Source organism: Amycolatopsis sp. NPDC051045 (assembly GCF_040682955.1).
In the GTDB taxonomy this organism is placed as follows: domain Bacteria; phylum Actinomycetota; class Actinomycetes; order Mycobacteriales; family Pseudonocardiaceae; genus Amycolatopsis.
The window spans coordinates 386064-402615 of the sequence record NZ_JBFBCC010000005.1; the positions used below are offsets into that span (position 1 = coordinate 386064).

General features: G+C 71.2%; 18 protein-coding genes. 6 read left to right on the top strand and 12 right to left on the bottom strand.

Annotated features, from left to right (window positions below; genetic code table 11):
• Positions 1 to 8 precede the first annotated feature (8 nt).
• On the bottom strand, positions 9 to 572 hold the full coding sequence (locus AB0M80_RS15640) for a TetR/AcrR family transcriptional regulator (RefSeq protein WP_364564415.1): 564 nt from the start codon (positions 570 to 572) through the stop codon (positions 9 to 11).
• Positions 573 to 669: 97 nt separating this feature from the next.
• On the opposite strand from AB0M80_RS15640, the gene AB0M80_RS15645 reads away from it, so the two are divergent.
• The 3 genes from AB0M80_RS15645 to AB0M80_RS15655 all read left to right on the top strand — a co-directional run bounded on the left by AB0M80_RS15645 (position 670) and on the right by AB0M80_RS15655 (position 3798).
• Positions 670 to 1047: a DoxX family protein gene (locus AB0M80_RS15645; RefSeq protein WP_364564418.1), complete on the top strand. Its 378-nt coding sequence runs from the start codon at positions 670 to 672 to the stop codon at positions 1045 to 1047.
• A gap of 23 nt (positions 1048 to 1070) precedes the next feature.
• Positions 1071 to 1955, top strand: coding sequence for an RNA polymerase sigma-70 factor (locus AB0M80_RS15650; protein ID WP_364564420.1), 885 nt, complete (start codon positions 1071 to 1073; stop codon positions 1953 to 1955).
• Between the two features lie 160 nt (positions 1956 to 2115).
• Positions 2116 to 3798, top strand: coding sequence for a post-COAP-1 domain-containing protein (locus AB0M80_RS15655; protein WP_364564423.1), 1683 nt, complete (start codon positions 2116 to 2118; stop codon positions 3796 to 3798).
• Between the two features lie 47 nt (positions 3799 to 3845).
• Here the strand turns inward: AB0M80_RS15655 and AB0M80_RS15660 are convergent, their stop codons facing one another.
• The 7 genes from AB0M80_RS15660 to AB0M80_RS15690 all read right to left on the bottom strand — a co-directional run bounded on the left by AB0M80_RS15660 (position 3846) and on the right by AB0M80_RS15690 (position 10444).
• Positions 3846 to 4667, bottom strand: a complete 822-nt coding sequence (locus AB0M80_RS15660) for a hypothetical protein (RefSeq protein WP_364564426.1) — start codon at positions 4665 to 4667, stop codon at positions 3846 to 3848.
• Complete coding sequence (locus tag AB0M80_RS15665) at positions 4664 to 5293, bottom strand: hypothetical protein (RefSeq protein WP_364564429.1); 630 nt, start codon at positions 5291 to 5293, stop codon at positions 4664 to 4666. The genes AB0M80_RS15660 and AB0M80_RS15665 overlap by 4 nt, the downstream gene beginning before the upstream one ends.
• A gap of 45 nt (positions 5294 to 5338) precedes the next feature.
• Positions 5339 to 6322 (bottom strand): hypothetical protein, encoded by a 984-nt coding sequence (locus AB0M80_RS15670; RefSeq protein ID WP_364564432.1) that lies wholly within the window; start codon positions 6320 to 6322, stop codon positions 5339 to 5341.
• 300 nt (positions 6323 to 6622) lie between these two features.
• A complete protein-coding gene (locus tag AB0M80_RS15675) occupies positions 6623 to 7177 on the bottom strand; it encodes an ATP/GTP-binding protein (protein ID WP_364564435.1) in 555 nt (184 codons plus the stop codon).
• Positions 7178 to 7193: 16 nt separating this feature from the next.
• A complete protein-coding gene (locus AB0M80_RS15680) occupies positions 7194 to 7565 on the bottom strand; it encodes a DUF742 domain-containing protein (protein WP_364564438.1) in 372 nt (123 codons plus the stop codon).
• Entirely contained in the window at positions 7562 to 7987 is a 426-nt protein-coding gene (locus tag AB0M80_RS15685; protein WP_364564441.1) for a roadblock/LC7 domain-containing protein, read from the bottom strand. The genes AB0M80_RS15680 and AB0M80_RS15685 overlap by 4 nt, the downstream gene beginning before the upstream one ends.
• 54 nt (positions 7988 to 8041) lie before the next feature.
• Positions 8042 to 10444: a nitrate- and nitrite sensing domain-containing protein gene (locus AB0M80_RS15690; RefSeq protein ID WP_364564444.1), complete on the bottom strand. Its 2403-nt coding sequence runs from the start codon at positions 10442 to 10444 to the stop codon at positions 8042 to 8044.
• Between the two features lie 508 nt (positions 10445 to 10952).
• Between AB0M80_RS15690 and AB0M80_RS15695 the strand changes: the two genes are divergently transcribed.
• Positions 10953 to 12371, top strand: coding sequence for a fatty acid desaturase (locus tag AB0M80_RS15695; RefSeq protein WP_364564446.1), 1419 nt, complete (start codon positions 10953 to 10955; stop codon positions 12369 to 12371).
• 1 nt (position 12372) lies between these two features.
• Positions 12373 to 12999, top strand: a complete 627-nt coding sequence (locus AB0M80_RS15700; RefSeq protein WP_364564449.1) for a TetR family transcriptional regulator — start codon at positions 12373 to 12375, stop codon at positions 12997 to 12999.
• 3 nt (positions 13000 to 13002) lie between these two features.
• On the opposite strand, the gene AB0M80_RS15705 is transcribed toward AB0M80_RS15700, so the two are convergent.
• From AB0M80_RS15705 to AB0M80_RS15715, 3 genes are all read right to left on the bottom strand, one after another.
• Positions 13003 to 13497: a hypothetical protein gene (locus AB0M80_RS15705; RefSeq protein WP_364564452.1), complete on the bottom strand. Its 495-nt coding sequence runs from the start codon at positions 13495 to 13497 to the stop codon at positions 13003 to 13005.
• A 287-nt stretch (positions 13498 to 13784) separates the two neighbouring features.
• Entirely contained in the window at positions 13785 to 14984 is a 1200-nt protein-coding gene (locus AB0M80_RS15710) for an aminotransferase class V-fold PLP-dependent enzyme (RefSeq protein ID WP_364564455.1), read from the bottom strand.
• 16 nt (positions 14985 to 15000) lie between these two features.
• Positions 15001 to 15372 carry a DUF5997 family protein gene (locus tag AB0M80_RS15715; RefSeq protein ID WP_364564458.1) on the bottom strand — a complete coding sequence of 124 codons (372 nt, stop codon included), beginning with the start codon at positions 15370 to 15372 and terminating at the stop codon, positions 15001 to 15003.
• Positions 15373 to 15414: 42 nt separating this feature from the next.
• Between AB0M80_RS15715 and AB0M80_RS15720 the strand changes: the two genes are divergently transcribed.
• Positions 15415 to 16107, top strand: a complete 693-nt coding sequence (locus tag AB0M80_RS15720) for a LysR substrate-binding domain-containing protein (protein ID WP_364564461.1) — start codon at positions 15415 to 15417, stop codon at positions 16105 to 16107.
• Positions 16108 to 16120: 13 nt separating this feature from the next.
• Here the strand turns inward: AB0M80_RS15720 and AB0M80_RS15725 are convergent, their stop codons facing one another.
• Positions 16121 to 16402: an isoamylase gene (locus AB0M80_RS15725; protein WP_364564464.1), complete on the bottom strand. Its 282-nt coding sequence runs from the start codon at positions 16400 to 16402 to the stop codon at positions 16121 to 16123.
• Between the last annotated feature and the right edge of the window lie 150 nt (positions 16403 to 16552).

Sequence of the window (16552 nt, forward strand, 5' to 3'; positions counted from 1 at the left end):
TCCCGGGGTCAGCGGACGTGGGCGGCGAGCAGGGCGAGCACGCCGGAGACGGCTTGGTCGAACGGCTCGGGGGCGTTCGCGGCGCGGGCCAGCACGTAGCCGCCCTGCAGGACGGCGACGATCGTGACGGCCAGCGCGGCGGTGTCCAGGGTGGCGGGCAGCTCGCCCGCGGCGCGGCCTTCGTCGAGCACTTCGGCCAGCCGTGCGCGCAGGCGGGTGAGGGTCTCGTCCACCGGGGCGCGCAGGGCCGGATCGGCCACGATGTCGGGATCCTGGGTGAGCCGGCCGATCGGGCAGCCCTTGAGCACTTCGCGTTCGCGTCGCAGGTAGGCGGTGACGCGCTCGACGGCGGTGCCGGGCGTGCGCAGCTGCGCGTCGGCGGCGGCCAGCAGTTCCTCGGCGCTGCGCCGCACGGCGGCCAGCGCGAGCTCCTTCTTGCCGGCGAAGTGGTGGTACATGCTGCCCTGGCCGGCGCCCGCCCGCTGCTGGATGGCCTTGGGGCTGGTGCCGACGTAGCCGCGTTCCCACAGCAGCTCGCGGGCGCTGTCGACGAGCTGGTCCCTGGTTCCCATGAGACCTGACTGTACATACTAGTAGGTACAGAAGCAACGCTGTCACAACAGTGCGCTCGCCGGTGTCTTGAGGCCGACCGGGAAGGAAGGGAAGGGCATGAACCTCGCACCGTGGATCGCCGCCGGCCTGCTCGCCGTCGTGGCCTTGACCGGAGGCGTCGGCAAAGCGTTCGTACCCAAGGAGAAGCTGGCGGCCGCACCGGGTGGGGCGTGGACCGCCGGCGCCGGTGCCGGCTTCGTCAAGACCCTCGGGGTGCTCGAGCTCCTCGCGGCGCTCGGCCTGATCCTGCCCGCCGCGACCGGGATCGCCCCGGTGCTCGTGCCGGTGACCGCCGTCTGCTGGGTCCTGCTGATGGTGGGTGCGATGATCACCCACGTCCGCCACGGCAGCGCCGGGTTCGTCGCGCTGAACCTGGTCTACCTGGCCGTGGCGGCGTTCGTCGCCTGGGGCCGCTTCGGTCCCTTCACCGCGTGATCGGCGACTGCGAAGGAGAGACCATGAGCGACCCCGCGACCGAGAGCTTCGTCGCCCACCGGAACCTGTTGTTCACCGTCGCGTACGAGATGCTCGGTTCGGCGGCCGACGCGGAGGACGTCCTCCAGGAGACCTGGCTGCGCTGGGCCGAGGTCGACCCGGACGGGGTGCGCGACCAGCGTGCGTATCTGGTCCGCATCACGACCCGGCTCTCGCTCAACCGGCTGCGCACGATGAAGCGGCGCAAGGAGGCGTACGTCGGGCCCTGGCTGCCCGAGCCGTTGCTCACGACGCCGGACGTCGCCGAGGACGTCGAGCTCGCCGAAAGCGTGTCGATGGCGCTCATGCTCGTCCTCGAGACGCTGGCGCCGACCGAACGCGCCGTTTTCGTGCTGCGCGAAGTGTTCGACCTCGGATACGACGAAATCGCGGCCGCGGTGGGCAAAAGCCCCGCGGCGGTCCGGCAGATCGCGCACCGCGCGCGCCGGCACGTCGATGCGCGCCGCCCGCGTGAGACGGTCTCCGCGCGCGAAACCCGGGCGGTGCTGGAGTCGTTCCAGCGCGCGCTCGAAGGCCGGGACCTGCAGGGACTGCTCGATGTGCTCGCACCGGACGTGGTGTTGCTGAGCGACGGCGGCGGAGTCAAGCAGGCAGCGATGCGCCCGGTCACCGGGTCGGGCAAGGTGGGCCGGTTCATCGTCGGCGGAGTCGGCAGGACGGAGGAGGAGCTGACGACGGCACCGATGGTGGTGAACGGCAACCCGGCCTTGGCCCTGCACCTGGCGGGCTCGCTCGACGGCATCATGGCGGTCCGCGTCGAGGGCGGCCGGATCGCCGGTCTTTACTACGTCCGCAACCCGGAGAAGCTGACCCGCGTGGACTCCGAGACGCCGTTGACGCTGCGCTGAGGGTGGTGAGGCGCCGGTTTCCGTAACGCGGAGCCGGCGCGCCGCGACCCTGGCTGCGCATCGCGAAATCGCGGTGAACGACGGCTCGTCCCCGGCCTCGGCGGATCGGAATCCTGGCACGCCAGGGGAAGGGTTGACACAAATGCGAAGAATCTCCGGAGTGCTCCGCATTCCGTTGGTGTTGTTCTCCGCGGTCGCGCTCGCCGTTTGCGGCTTCGCGCCGGTGGCCTCGGCGGCGGTGCTCTGGCCCGACGAACAGGCGATGATCACCACGAGCACCTACAGATCCACCTACGTCTACGACGTCGGCGTGGGGAACTCCATCTCCGCCGAGCAGTTCGCGCAGCCCGCGGTCGCCGCGTTCTACGGCGCGAAGGGCGGCTTCGACCGCAACTTCACGGTCTGGGCGCCGATCGTGGCGATCGACCGGCCCCACGAATACTGGAAGGCGTGCAACGGGAACACCAGCGGCCTCTGCCCGGACGTCCGCGACGGCCTCCAGCGGATCGACGACGAGATCGGCAACGGCCAGATCCACGTCAAGTACTGGCACGGCGCGTTCATCGGGGTGGCCTGCGGGAACTGGAACCACGGCGGCGCCGGGCCGGTTCCGGTGATCAGCGGGGCGAAGTACGAGGACGTCGACGGCGACGGCGCCCGGCAGGCCGCGGAACCCGGTCTGCCGGGCTGGACGATCGACCTGTCCTACAACGGGACGGTGGTCGCGACGACCGTCACCGACGCCGGGGGCGCTTACACGTTCTCTTTGAACGCCAACGCCATCCCGATCGGCGCGGGGACGTACACCGTGACGGAACGCGCCCAGCCGGGCTGGGTCCAGTCGCACGCGCCGGCTCCTGTCGTCGTCGGGTACGGCGTGGGCGAAGCGCACTTCGGCGGGAACGACTTCGGGAACTACCGGCCGGCGGCGATCGGCGGGCGGAAGTTCGACGACCACGGGGCCGACGGCAGTGGGGCCGGCGACCCCGGCCTGGCGAACTGGACCTTCGACCTGGACAGCGGCGCGACCGCGGTGACCGGGGCCGACGGGGGATACGGCTTCTCCGGTCTGCGGCCGGGAACGTACACGGTCCGCGAGCGGCAGCAGGCGGGATGGCGCCGGACGACGCCGGCCTCGGGAAGCACGACGGTCACCGTCGCCAGTGGCCAGGTCGCCGGGGGTGTCGACTTCGGCAACGTCTGCCTCGGCGCGATCGCGGTGACCGCCCCCGCCGGCGTGGCGATCCGCGTCGACGAGGTGACCGTCCCGGGTGTCCTCGTGAACGAGCCGACGGCTCCCCGCATCGCGTCGGGCACCGCGACCGTTGCCGGTCTGCTGCCCGGCACCTACCGGGTGACGCTGACCCTGCCGGACGGCGTTTTCACCACCGACCCGGATCTCACCTCACTGGACGGCAAGTTCGCCATCGTCAAGACGGTCACGGTGCCCGAGTGCGGAACGACCGCGGTCGCGCCGGCGTTCGTCACCTCGCAGCCGGGCAAGATCACCGGCGGCATCCGGATCCTGGTGCCCGGTGGTACCGCGACCGCCGGGTTCGAGTTCATGCAGCGCAAGGAAGGACCTCGCGGCACGCTCGAATACAACGATCACGGCAACGGGATCGACCTCCACACGTCGGACATCACCGGGATCTCGGTTTCGGGTCCGGACGCCTACGTGTTCGGGCACGCGGTGCTGAACGGGGTGACGACGGGCTTCCGGCTCCACCTCGTGGACGCGGGTGAACCCGGCACCGCGGACCGGTTCGAACTGCTCCTGGCGAACGGCTATTCGGCGGGGTACGACCGGACACTCGACGGGGGGAACGTGCAGATCCACTGAGCGGCGCCGGCGGTGTCCGGCCCGGGCCGGACACCGCCGGAAGCGCTTTACCCCAGCCGCTTCTCCCAGTCGGCGAACGCGTCGATGAGGTCTTCGGGCGCGCCGGTGTCGCGCAGCCGCTTCGTTTCCGCCTCGATGTAGTAGCGGTACAGCGGAACCAGGCCCGCGGCCAGCTCCGGTCCCGCTTCGGCCGGGTCCAGCGGGTGGCCCGCCCGGACCCGTTCCGCCAGCCGGACCAGTGCTGCCGCCGGTACCTCCGGCTGGGCCAGGTACCACTCGATCGCTTCGTCGTTGTTGGCCGCGCGGCCCGTCGATGTCGTTCCCGAATACAGGAAGCGGACCGGGAACAGGACCGCCTTCGTGAACCACACCTTGTCGGCCAGCAACCGGCGCGGGGCACGGAACTCGGCCGTGACCTCGTCGGTCGCCAGGATGGCGATCGCGAAGGCGGCGCTCTCCAGCAGCAGCTCCGTCGCGGACGGGCGGGCCACCTCCGCGCAGACGTTGTCGCCGAGCAGGACGCGGCCGTCGTCGGCCAGCTGCAGGCGGTCCAGCGCCGGGAACCGGCCGTCGTCGCGGCCTTCGCGCAGCGCCGGGAGGGAGGCCCAGAACACCGAAAGCTTGCGGTGCAACGGGCTTCGCTCCTGCAGTGCCTCCGTCGTGGTCGCGACGGTCTCGCGGTCGCCGTCGCCGACGTCGGTGAGCACGAGGGCCAGGTCGATGTCGCTCGCGGCCGCGGAATAGCCGCCGTAGGACAGGCTGCCCAGCAGGTACGCGCCGATCAGGCGCTCTCCCAAGGCTTCCTGGTAGGCCTGGGCGGCCTCGGCGGCGATGGCGCGGGCCGCGGTGGCCGGTTCGGTGGTCGTCATGCCGCCACCGTATCGCGGCGGGCGCACTCGGCGATGCGGTCGGAAACCACGCCGATCACCTGCCACGCCCGGTCCAGCACCGTGATCGCCGCCTCCGGCGTCCAGTCGCTGCGCCGCCGCAGCACTTCGTACCCCATCTCGAGGTGCTCGACGTCGGCTTCGTCGTGCAGCTCGAAGTATTCGTCGTCGGGGAACGCGCGCGTGCCCGCCTGGCTGAACACCAGGCTGCCCGCTTCGAGGGCGAGGTGCGCCAGGACGGCGCGCTGCACGCCGGGCAGGATCGCGAACTGGTCGACGAACCAGGACGCCCCCATCTCGATGACCGGGTCCCAGATCAGCTCCCGGTCGTCCGCGCGGCTGCGGGCCAGGATCTTGTCGTGGCCGACCTCTTCCTCCTGGTGCTCGCACGCGAGCGCCCGCAGCTCCGGGTCGCTCTCGAAGGTGACCCGGGCGCTGATCATCCGCTGGAAGGCGTTCGACCACGGCTGCAGGTACGTGAGCACCGCCTTCTTCGTCTCGGCCGTGGTGTTCTCGTCGGTCAGCAGCCGGATCAGGTCCGACGCCTCGTACTCCCGTTGCCGCTGCTCGTTGTGGCGGGCGACGCGTTCGACGTCCTGCTCGGTCACGATCTGCTCCTTCCGGTCCTGCGCGGGATCATCTTTCCGGGGCGGCTACGCAAGATCAACAGGCGAAAGGGGGGACGGCGGGGGCCGGTCGTAGACCGGGAACCGGAAGTACGTGGTCACGTCGCCGCGCCGGTCCGCCGCGCGGAAGCTCACCAGTTCCAGGACGCCCCGGCTGCCGGCCAGCGGTCCGGGGGCCAGCGCGGCGACGAGGGTGCGGAACCGGCCGGGGTCGATGCCCTGGTCGTGCAGCAGCGCGGCGGTGCGCTCCACGGCTTCGAGGTCGTCCGGCGCGAGGGCGGGCAGCCGCAGGTACGTCGTGGACTCGGCGGCGCGGTCCACGCCGGACCGGAACGCCAGGCAGCTCAAGGCCGCTTCGCCGGCGCCGGCGTCGCCGCCGGTCAACGTCCGGTAGGCGGCTTGCGCCCGCTGCGCGTCGTGGTGCAGCGCCACCGCAGCGAGGCGGTCGACCGCGTCGAGGCCTGCCTCGTGGTTGCGGTAGTAGATCTTCACGCGGGCCTGCGCGTCGTCGGTCAGGTCGACGGCGAAGAACTCGATCTCGCGATCGCCTTCGACATTTTCGACGCGGCGGCGGGTCTCGGTCCAGGCCGCGGCCAGGCCGAGCCGGGCCATGGCTTCGGCCACCGCCGCCTCGCGCTGGACGTGGGGCCACGAGTACAGCCCGAAGTACGTCTTGTGAACCACTCCGGACGGTGGCCGCCAGGCGATCGAGTGCCACAGCGGCGCCGGCGAGGGCCGGCCCGCCCGCGGGGTGAACGTCTCGCGGACGTGGTCGAGACGCCGGGTGCGGAAAACGCTCTCACCAGGCCAAACCACGTCGTGGCCGAGACTGTCGAACAGCACGCGCAGTTCCGGGTGCCGTCCGGACCAGTTGACCGACATCTCGGCCGGGAAGCCGTCGTCCGCCACATAGGACGGCTGGGCGGGTGCCGGCCCGATCCGCTCGTGCGCCCACGGCGGCAGCAGGTCGCGCAGCATCCGGATGGTCCGGACGGACTGCTCCAACGGCACGTCGAGCGCTTCGCACGCTGTGGACCACAGTCCACACAGAAAGTCACCGAACAGCCGACCCTGTGCCGGATAGTTTTCCCTTATATAATCAGGAAATTCCGACATGCGACTGGTCACGAGCGGATGCTACCAGTTTGATGCATGCTCAACTAAAAGGCTGCACCCGGGTGGTCCAACCAATTGCGCCATGTGGGTACGCCGGTGCCCGCCGCGGCCACGGAGGGCCACAACGGACACCGGCGGCGTCCAGTGCGGACAAAAGCGGACACCGGTGGACAACCACTGGACAACCGGCAGGTCTCAGACCCGGGCCGGCACCACCGTCATCGCGTGCTTGACCAACCGGATCAGCGCGAGCTTGCTGGAGTCGCGATCACGCGCGTCACACATGACGATCGGCACCCGGTCCGGGACCACCAGCGCCTCGCGGATCTCGTCGTTGGTGTAGCGCGGCGCGTTGTCGAAGCAGTTCACCGCGACGACGAACGGGATCTTCCGGCGTTCGAAGAAGTCGATCGCGGCGAAGCTCGTCTCCAGCCGCCGGGTGTCGACCAGCACGATCGTCCCGATCGCCCCGCGGGCCAGGTCGTCCCACATGAACCAGAAGCGCGCCTGTCCCGGCGTCCCGAACAGGTACAGCACGTGCCGCGGCGAGATGGTGATCCGGCCGAAGTCCAGCGCGACCGTGGTCGTCGTCTTCCGTTCGACGCCGGACAGGTCGTCGACACCGGCGCTCGCCTCGGTGAGCACCTCTTCGGTGGTCAGCGGCGGGATCTCGCTGACCGAACCGACCATCGTGGTCTTCCCGGCACCGAAACCGCCCGCGATGATGATCTTGACCGGCGCGGGGACCATGTCCGTCCCCGTACCGTCAGTACTTGATGAGGCCATCGAGAACCGCCTGGAGTGTTTCGAGGTCCGGCGCCTGCGCCGGGTTGTGGGCAGGGGACCGCGTGATGACGAGGCCGCGTTCGATCAGGTCGCCGACGAGCACGCGCACCACCCCCAGCGGGATCTTCACGTAGACCGCGATCTCCGCGATGGACACCGGGTGGCGGCACAGCTGCACGATCGCCACGTGCTCCGGGCCCAGCCCGGCCGGCTCCTGCTCCGATCGCAGGGTCATCACCTGCGTGGACAGGTCGAGCCGCGCGGTGCCGGCCGGTGTCCGGCCGCTGGTGATCGTGTACGGCCGGACCAGCGGCCCGGCCGCCTCGTCATACCAGCTTTCGTCCCCGCTCACGTGGCCTCCCGCAGGACGGCCGCCGCTTCACGCGGAGCGGACGCCATGTAGTCGCCGACGCGCTTGACGAGCCGGCTCATCTCGTAGGCGATCATCTCGACGTCGACGTTGTCCGCGGCCAGCACGGCGAGGCAGGCGCCCTGGCCGGCCGCGGAGACGAACAGGTAGCCGCGCTCCATCTCGATCATGTTCTGCAGCACCGGGCCGCGGCTGAACTGCTTGCTCACCCCCTTGGCGAGGCTCTGCAGGCTGGAGGCGATGGCCGACAGCTGGTCCGAGTCGTCCTTGCTCATCCCGGCCGATTTGCCGATCAGCAGCCCGTCGGCGGACAGCACGATGGCGTTCTGCGCGCCGACCACGCGGTTCACCATGTCGTCAAGCAGCCAGTTGAGATCGGGTTTGGGGTTCCCGTACTCGTTCATTCGACGTCAGACCCTGACTTTCGGTGTGTGGACTTTCCTGTGTGCTGTCGCGGATTACGAGTCGCCCGGCCCGCCGCGCCCGCGGCGGGTGCCCTTGTGGAACGCCGCGAGCGTGCGCGCGGTGCCTTCCCCCGGCGCCACGACGTCGTCGGCGCTGTCGTCCGGTTCGTGCTCGAGCTGGGCGACGAGGTTCTGCTGCGGCTCGCGCCGCGGCAACCGGGGCCGGTCGTCGGTCGGCCGCACGTCCGGTTCCGGATCGGCGGCGACCACCGGCTCCGGCACCGCCGCCGGCACGGACGGCAGGGCGTCGGGCGGGGTGAGCGCGCGTGCCGGGTACGGCCTCGGCTTGGTGTCTCGCTTCATCGGGATCTGACCGCTGAACGAGCTGGGCGTGTCCATCGTGCGGAGCGAGCCTTCTGCTGCCTGTGGCGCGGGACCGCCCACCGGGGCGAGGACCGCGGTGTCCTCCGCCGGCGTGGATCCGGTGCCGTCGGCCTGGCCGTCGTTCTCGCCGGCCAGGTGCTGGGTGGGGATGAGGACGGTGGCGCGGAGCCCGCCGTAGCGGGACGGGTCGAAGGTGACGGTGATGCCGAGCCGGGCCGCCAGGCGCGCGACCACGAACAGGCCGAGGCTGGAGTCGGCCCGCAGGGCCATCGCGTCGAACTCGGGTGCCTCGGCCATCATCGCGTTGGCCCACTCGCGGACGCCGTCCTTCATGCCGAGCCCCTGGTCCGACACGTCGACGACGACGCCGCGGGCGACCATCCGGCTGGTCACCTCGACCGGCGAGCCGGGCGGCGAGAACGACGTCGCGTTGTCGACCAGTTCGGCGACCAGGTGGATCGTGTCCGCCACCGCGGCGCCGAGGATCGCCACGTCGGCCACCTGCTCGACCTGGACCCGCGCGTACTGCTCGGTCTCCGAGACGGCCGCGCGCAGCACCTCCATCAACGGGACCGGCTTGCGCCAGCGGCGGCCGGGCTGCTTCCCGCCGAGGATGATCAGGTTCTCGGTGGTGCGGCGGGCGCGGGCGGCGAGGTGGTCGAGCTGGAACAGCGACGCCAGCTGCGTCGAGTCGTCCTCCCGCGCTTCCATCTCGTCGAGGATCTGCAGCTGCTGGTGGACGAGGACCTGGTTCCGGTGCGCGATGCCGAGGAAGACGTTGTGCACCCCGCTGCGGGCCTTGGCCTCGCTGGCCGCGGCGTTGACGGCGGTCAGCTGGGCGACGTTGAACGCCTCCGCCACCTGGCCGATCTCGTCGCGGCCGTGGTCGAGCCGGGGGAGCTCCTGCTTCAGGTCGACGGATTCGCCGTTCTTCAGCCGCTCGACGATGTCCGGCAGCCGGTTGCGGGCGAGGTCGAGCGAGTCGTTGCGCAGCCGCGCGAGACGCGTCATCAGCGCGCGGTCGACGAGCGAGCGGGACACCCGCACCGCGACGATGATCGCCGCCAGCGACGCCAGCAGGGCGACGATGCTGCCGATGATCACGTTGCGCAGCTGCGCGTCACCGGCGTCGATCGCGGCCGCGGAAACCTTGTCCGCCTGGGTGATGGCGAGGTCGTTGAGGCCCTGGGCGACCTGGTTCGTCGCGTTCTGCCAGTCCGTTTCGGACACCGGCACGGAGTTCTGCTCGCCGGCGGACCACGGGCCGTGCTTGACGATCGCCTCTTCGGCGGTGCCCAGCTGCCGCCAGGCCGTGCTGGTGGTCAGCGCCTGGTACCGGTCGCGGACCCCGGGGTCGAGGAACGGCGCGATCTGCGTCAGCTGGGTCCGGTAGAGCCCGGACAGCCGCGCGAACTGGGTGAAGTCGTCGGGCGCGAACGTCCCCGCGGCGAAGGCCGTCGAGACCAGCGACGTCTCGCGCGACATCATGTCGCCGGCGCGGAAGACCGACGTCGCCGTGATGCCGCCGGTCGCCGCTTCGGAGTCGGGGACGATGCGGGCCTGGGTGTCGAAGAGGTTCGACGCCGTGTCCATCACGCCGTTGTAGTAGGTGTTGACCTGGGCGCGGTCGATGCTGCGGAAGCTGATCTGCGAGCGCAGCACGGGCAGCTGGTCGAATTGGGACTTCAGCGCGTTGACCTTGGACGCGATTTCGTCCGGCGCGTTGGAGATCGTCGCGGCGAACGCGTCCTTCAACGCGGCGAGCTTTTCGTCCGTGGCCTTCTGCTGCTGCTGGAGCCGGGCCGGGCCGAGCGACGGGTCGTCCAGGTACTGCAGCGCGGTCTGGCGTTCCTTCTGGAACTCGGCCAGCGCGGTCGCGGCGGGGATCGACACCTCACGCACGGAAGCCGCGACCAACCGGACATAAACCCCGTTGAAGAGGAAGTAGGAGGAGACCGCGATCCACAGCACCAGCAGCGTCACGCTGGGAATGAGAACGGTCCTGGTCAGCCTTTTGCGGATCGACTTGTCGTACGGCTTGTCCGACTCGTCCCTGGGGTCTTTGTTCAGCACGGCGGTTCACGAACTCCTGAGTGACGGTCGGCGAGGAAAGGGGGACCCGGACGAGGAAGCGGACACGGCGATGGGACACAGCGGCCGCCGTCACCCGTCTTCGCCTCACCCTCCGTGTTGCCGCGGAATCGATCAGGGTCCGTTTTTTACCACGAACCCCTCGGGGGTGGTCCTCGCGACCCGCCTTCCGGACAGTGGTCCGGCTGACGGCGAACGCTGTTTACCGTGTGTTTCGAGACGATTACCGGCATTTCCTCAGGTACTGGCCCCGCCGGTAAATGAGAGACGCAGGCGACTGGGCCGAACGGGTGAAAATGAATTCGGCCGGATCGGGGTGCCGCGTGTCCGGGGCGCGGGAAAGAACGGGAACGCGCGGTGCCCGGAAGTCTCCTCGCCGACCGCGCGCCGAGGGCGGCCGACGCCGCGCTGATTTACACGCATGGGCTACTTGTCAAGTGAGCTGGACAGCGCCTATCGTCTTGTCAACTCAGCCGCCAAGGAGGGTGTGATGAGCGAAGCGACCGGGACCGTGCCCGCCGGTTCGACCGAGCGGTGGCGCGACCGCAAGCGGTACCTCTGGCTGATCGGCCTGGTGGTGCCCTCGTTGGCGTTCCTCGCCATCGGGCTGCACGCCGCCACCGGGTGGGGCGGCTGGTTCTGGATCGGACCGGTCGTGATCCTGGTGGTCGTGCCCGTCATCGACCTGCTCGCCGGGCTGGACCGCAGCAACCCGCCCGACGACGTCCTCGCCCGGCTGGAGAACGACCGCTACTACCGCTGGATCACCTTCGCCTTCCTGCCCGTCCAGTACCTCGGCTTCACGGCGGCGTGCTGGCTGATCGCGCGCGGCGACCTCGCCGTGGCGGACAAGATCGGGCTCGCCGTGTCGATCGGGTGCATCGGCGGGATCGGCATCAACACCGCGCACGAACTCGGCCACAAGAAGGAGAGCCACGAGCGCTGGCTGTCGAAGATCGCGCTGGCGCAAAGCTTCTACGGGCACTTCTACATCGAGCACAACCGCGGCCACCACGTCCGCGTGGCGACCCCTGAGGACCCGGCGAGCAGCCGCGTCGGCGAGAGCTTCTACCGCTTCTGGCCGCGGACGGTGTTCGGCTCGCTCAAGTCGGCGTGGCGGCTGGAGCGCAAGCGCTACGCCCGGCGCGACCGCCATCCCTTCCGGCTCGGCAACGACGTCCTCAACGCCTGGCTGATGTCCGCGGTGCTGTGGGCGGCGATGACGATCTGGCTCGGCGCGGGCATCCTGCCCTACCTGGTGATCCAGGCCGTGGTCGGGTTTTCGCTGCTGGAGGTGGTCAACTACATGGAGCACTACGGCATGCTGCGGCAGCGGGCCGGCGTGCCCGGGCGGCGCCGTTACGAACGCGTCGACCCCAGCCACAGCTGGAACTCCAACAACATCGCCACGAACGTCCTGCTCTACCACCTGCAGCGGCACAGCGACCACCACGCCAACCCGACCCGCCGCTACCAGACGCTGCGCGACTTCGCCGAGTCGCCGGTGCTGCCCACCGGGTACGCCGGGATGATCGTGCTGGCGCTCGTCCCGCCGCTGTGGCGCCGGGTGATGGACCCGCGGGTGCTCGCCCACTACGGCGGCGACATCTCGCGCGCCAACATCCATCCCGGCCGCCGGGCGAAGGTCCTGGCCCGCTACGGAACCCGGGTCACGGCGGCCGAGCGCGTCGTCGCCGACACCCGGGGCGACGCCACCGAAGGCGGCATGTGCCCCGGCTGCGGGTACGTCTACGACGAGGAACGCGGCGATCCGCGCGAGGGCTTCCCGGCCGGCACGCCGTGGTCGGCGATCCCGGACTCCTGGTGCTGCCCGGACTGCGGCGTGCGCGAGAAGATCGACTTCGTCGCGCCGGGCCGGGTCGGCTCCGGCGGGGGTGGCGCCACCTAGAATGACGATCATGAGCGGGGCAGGCCCGGCGCCGGCCGACGGTGGTCAGCACCGGCGGCCGATCATCGCCGCGGCGATCGAGCTGACCGCGCGGTCCGGCTGGCCGGCGGTCACGATGGCCCGGCTGGCCGAACTGGTCGGCGTCAGCCGGCAGACCGTGTACAACGAGGTCGGCTCCAAGGCCGCGCTGGCCGAGGCGATGGTCGCCCACGAGCTCGACCGGTTCCTCGCGGCCGTCGGCGCCGCCTTCGACCGCCATCCGGACGACCTGGTCGAGGCGATCTACGACGCCGTCCGCGCGGTACTCGAGCTCGCCGACGGCAACACGCTGCTGCGCGCGATCGCCTCCGCGACCCACGGCACCGCCCCGGAACTCCTCCCGCTGCTGACCACCGACGCCGGCGCGCTGCTCACCCGGGCGAAGGCCGTGCTGGCCGGCCGCGTGGCGGCCTACCGGCCCCCGCTGACCGGCGACCAGGTCGCGGTGGTGATCGACCTGGTCGTCCGCGCGGTCCTCAGCCACGTCATGCAGCCGTCGGACACCCCGGCCCGCACCGCGGACGGCCTGGCGTGGGTCGCCGCGCGCGTTCTCGGCGTGCCGGCGGACCCGCCGCTGCGGCACACGTGACGTTCAGCGGAGACCGTGCCGGTCCAGCCACGCCGCGAGCTCGGCGGCGATCTCCTTCGGCCGGTCTTCCTGGGCGTGGTGCCCGGCCTTCCCGCAGGCGGCGACGTCCAGCGCGGCGATGTGGTCGACGCACCACTGCGCCATCTTTTCGCCGATGAGCAGCGTCGGTGCGCCTTCGAACGTCATGAGCAGCTTCGGGGTGCCGTCGCTGGTGGCCAGCCACTCGTCGTAGGCCTCGATGCGCTCGACGAGCTCCGCCGGGTCGCCGCCGAGCGGGAGCCGGCGCGCCCAGGCGAGGACCGGGCGCCGGCTTTCGGGGGTCGGGAACGGGGCGAGGTAGGCGGCCAGGTCGTCGGCGCCGACCGGGGTGCGCACCCCGCCGGTGAACGCCTGGCGGATGAACAGGTCCTGCGTCAGCACCAGGTCCTCGCCGACGCCCGGCGTGCGGATCTTCCGCGACCGCTCGGCCGCCTGCGGGGTCAGGTCGTCCCAGGCCATGGGCTTGACGATGGTTTCGAAGAACGCCAGCCGCGCACCCGGCCGGGGTGCCGGGCCGCCAGGTCGAAGGCGAGCCCGCCACCCCAGTCGTGCCCGGGCCGCGCGGCCCGTCGATGTCGTCCCCGAGTACAGGAAGCGGACCGGGAACAGGACCGCCTTCGTGAACCACACCTTGTCGGCCAGCAACCGGCGCGGCGACCGGCCGTCGTCGCGGCCTTCGCGCAGCGCCGGGAGGGAGGCCCGGGCTACTATTTTTGCCGAGTCCTGCTTCAGCTGGTCGAGGGTACTCAGCCGGCGAGCTCGCGGATGCGGTCCATCGCCCGCCGGACCTCGGCGAAGCCGGTGGTGAGCGGGCTCAGCCCGATGCGGATGCCGTCGGGCCGGCGGAAGTCGATGAGCACGCCGTGGTCGATGAGCACGCGCGAAAGCCGTTCGGCGTCCGGGTGGCCGACGGTGACGTGGGCGCCCCGCCGGTCGTCGTCACGCGGCGAGGCGACGGTGAACCCGAGCGGGACCAGCCACGCGTCGGCGAGGGCGAGCACCCACCGGCCGAGCGCCACCGCCTTGGCCCGCACGCGGTCGATGCCCGCTTCGGCCAGCAGCGCCACGCCTTCCTGGACGCCGGCCATGCCGAGCACCGGCGGGGTGCCGGACAGCGCCCGCCGGATCCCGGGCGCGGGCTCGTACCGCGCGGCCATGCCGAAGGTGTCGGCCGCGCCCATCCAGCCGGTGATGGGCTGGGCGAACGTCTCGTGGTGGCGCGCGTTGACGTAGAGGAACGCGGGCGCGCCGGGCCCGGCGTTGAGGAACTTGTAGGTGCAGCCGACGGCGAAGTCGGCGCCGGCCGCGTCCAGCTCGACGGGGAGCGCGCCCACGCTGTGGCAGAGGTCCCACACGACGAGGCCGCCGTGCTCGTGCACCAGCCGCGTGACAGCGGCCAGGTCGGTGATCGCCGCCGACCGGTAATCCACATGGGACAGCACGACCGCCGCGGTGCGCGGCCCGGTGACCGCGGCGACGTCTTCGCCCTCGAGCCACCGGACGGTGAGGCCGAGTTCGGTGGCGACGCTCTCGACGAGGAACCGGTCGGTGGGGAAGTTCGCGGTGTCGGTGACGATTTCGTCGCGCCCGGGCCGCAGCGCGACGGCGGCCCGGAGCGCCTTGTAGAGGCACACGGAGGTCGAGTCGGCGACGATGGTCTGCCCGGCGGCGGCCCCGAGCGCGACGCGGCCGAGTTCGTCCCCGATTTCTTCGGGGAGCGCGAGCCAGCGCTCTTCCCAGGACCGGATGAGCCGGGAGCCCCAGTCGTGGGTGACGAGCTCCTGGAGCCGCTCGGCGGTGGCCCGCAGCGGACGGCCGAGTGAGTTCCCGTCGAGGTAGGCGACGACGCCGGGATCGGTGATCGGCACGAACCGCTCGCGGAAGGCGGCGAGCTCGTCTTCGGCGTCGAGGCGGTCCGCGGCCTCGGGCGAGAGGTCGGTCGTCATGTCCGCGCGGCCCGGCTCAGTCCTTCTTTTCCTTGACCCGCAGCGTTTCCTTGCGCACCTCGGCCTGGGTGGCGCGCTCCCGCACCAGCCAGTCGGGACTGTCCGCCTTCAGCGCGTCGATCTCCTCGGTGGTGAGCGGCTCGGTGATCCCGCCGCGGGTGAGGCCGCCGATGGAGACGCCCAGCTTCGCCGCGACCACCGACCGCGGGTGCGGGCCGGTGCGGCGCAGCTCCCGCAGCCATTCGGGCGGGTCGGCTTGCAGCGCGTTCAGCTCGTCGCGCGTGACGACGCCCTCCCGGAACTCCGCGGGGGTGGCTTCGAGGTACACACCCAGCTTCTTCGCCGCCGTCGCGGGCTTCATGGTCTGGGTGGTCTTGGGCGACGTCATGCCGTCCAGGGTAGCCAGCGTGACTCCCGGTAACCTGACCCGGTGACCTCTTTCAAGCTCGCGTACGTTCCGGGAGCGACGCCCGCCAAGTGGGTGCGGACCTGGGGCGAGCGGGTGCCGGAGGTCCCGCTGCTCCTCGTGCCGGTCGCCGCCGCCGACGCGACCGGCCTGCTGCGCGCCCGCGACGCCGACGCGGCGCTGCTGCGGTCGCCGATCGACCGGGACGGCCTGCACGCGATCCCGCTCTACACCGAGACGACGGTGGTCGTGGTGCCGAAGGACCACCTGATCGCGGCGGCGGACGAAGTGTCCACCGTGGACCTGGCGGACGAGGTCGTGCTGCACCCCCTCGACGACACGCTGGAGTGGGAAACCCGGCCGGGGCGGCCGGCGGCCTCGCGGCCCGAAACGACGGCGGACGCGATCGAGCTGGTCGCCGCCGGCGTCGGGGTGCTCGTCGTTCCGCAGTCGCTCGCCCGCCTGCACCACCGCCGTGACCTCACCTACCGGCCGGTCGGGGACGCGCCGCAGTCGAGTGTCGCGCTGTCCTGGCCGGAGGAGGAGACGACGGACCTGATGGAGCAGTTCATCGGGATCGTCCGCGGCCGGACGGTGAACAGCACGCGCGGCCGCGCGCCGGCGCCGGCGGAGCGCAAGCGCCCGGAACGCAAGCCCGCCGCGGCGAAACCGGCCCGGCGAAGCGGGGGCGCGGGAAAGCGCCGCCGCCGGGCCTGAGCCGTCCGGGTCGTCACGTAGTCGTGCAGATGCAGTTGCCGTCGGCGCGGTCGGGCAGGTCCGGGTCGTCGAACCAGTGGCCGTCCTCGCCGAGGTAGCGGAACTGGAGCACCGTGCCCGGTGCCACGTCGACCGACGCCGAGCGGCGGCCGTTGGACCGCGGGGTGAGGTGGTGGCGGCCGGGCGTCCAGTCGTTGAACGAGCCCACGACGCTCACCCGGCCGGGCGGCGCGCCGATCGGGAGGCTGAAGGTGACGCGCTGGGTGCCGGCCCGGCTTTTGCTGATCTTGATCACTCGGTGTGGGGCCTTTCGCGGGAACGGTCGGAGGGCGTGCTCGGCACTGAGCGCCGACATGATCGCATGACTGTGACGATTTGGTCACGCGGAGTGCCCGATCGGGTTACGCCCGCCGCTCAACGGCCCGCCACCGACCGGGTGGTCCTG

Excerpts from the sequence above, each read along its gene's own strand:
- AB0M80_RS15640 (WP_364564415.1), bottom strand. The coding sequence starts at position 572 with ATGGGAACCAGGGACCAGCTCGTCGACAGCGCCCGCGAGCTGCTGTGG.
- AB0M80_RS15645 (WP_364564418.1), top strand. The coding sequence starts at position 670 with ATGAACCTCGCACCGTGGATCGCCGCCGGCCTGCTCGCCGTCGTGGCC.
- AB0M80_RS15650 (WP_364564420.1), top strand. The coding sequence starts at position 1,071 with ATGAGCGACCCCGCGACCGAGAGCTTCGTCGCCCACCGGAACCTGTTG.
- AB0M80_RS15660 (WP_364564426.1), bottom strand. The coding sequence starts at position 4,667 with ATGACGACCACCGAACCGGCCACCGCGGCCCGCGCCATCGCCGCCGAG.
- AB0M80_RS15675 (WP_364564435.1), bottom strand. The coding sequence starts at position 7,177 with ATGGTCCCCGCGCCGGTCAAGATCATCATCGCGGGCGGTTTCGGTGCC.
- AB0M80_RS15685 (WP_364564441.1), bottom strand. The coding sequence starts at position 7,987 with ATGAACGAGTACGGGAACCCCAAACCCGATCTCAACTGGCTGCTTGAC.
- AB0M80_RS15695 (WP_364564446.1), top strand. The coding sequence starts at position 10,953 with ATGAGCGAAGCGACCGGGACCGTGCCCGCCGGTTCGACCGAGCGGTGG.
- AB0M80_RS15700 (WP_364564449.1), top strand. The coding sequence starts at position 12,373 with ATGACGATCATGAGCGGGGCAGGCCCGGCGCCGGCCGACGGTGGTCAG.
- AB0M80_RS15705 (WP_364564452.1), bottom strand. The coding sequence starts at position 13,497 with ATGGCCTGGGACGACCTGACCCCGCAGGCGGCCGAGCGGTCGCGGAAG.
- AB0M80_RS15710 (WP_364564455.1), bottom strand. The coding sequence starts at position 14,984 with ATGACGACCGACCTCTCGCCCGAGGCCGCGGACCGCCTCGACGCCGAA.
- AB0M80_RS15715 (WP_364564458.1), bottom strand. The coding sequence starts at position 15,372 with ATGACGTCGCCCAAGACCACCCAGACCATGAAGCCCGCGACGGCGGCG.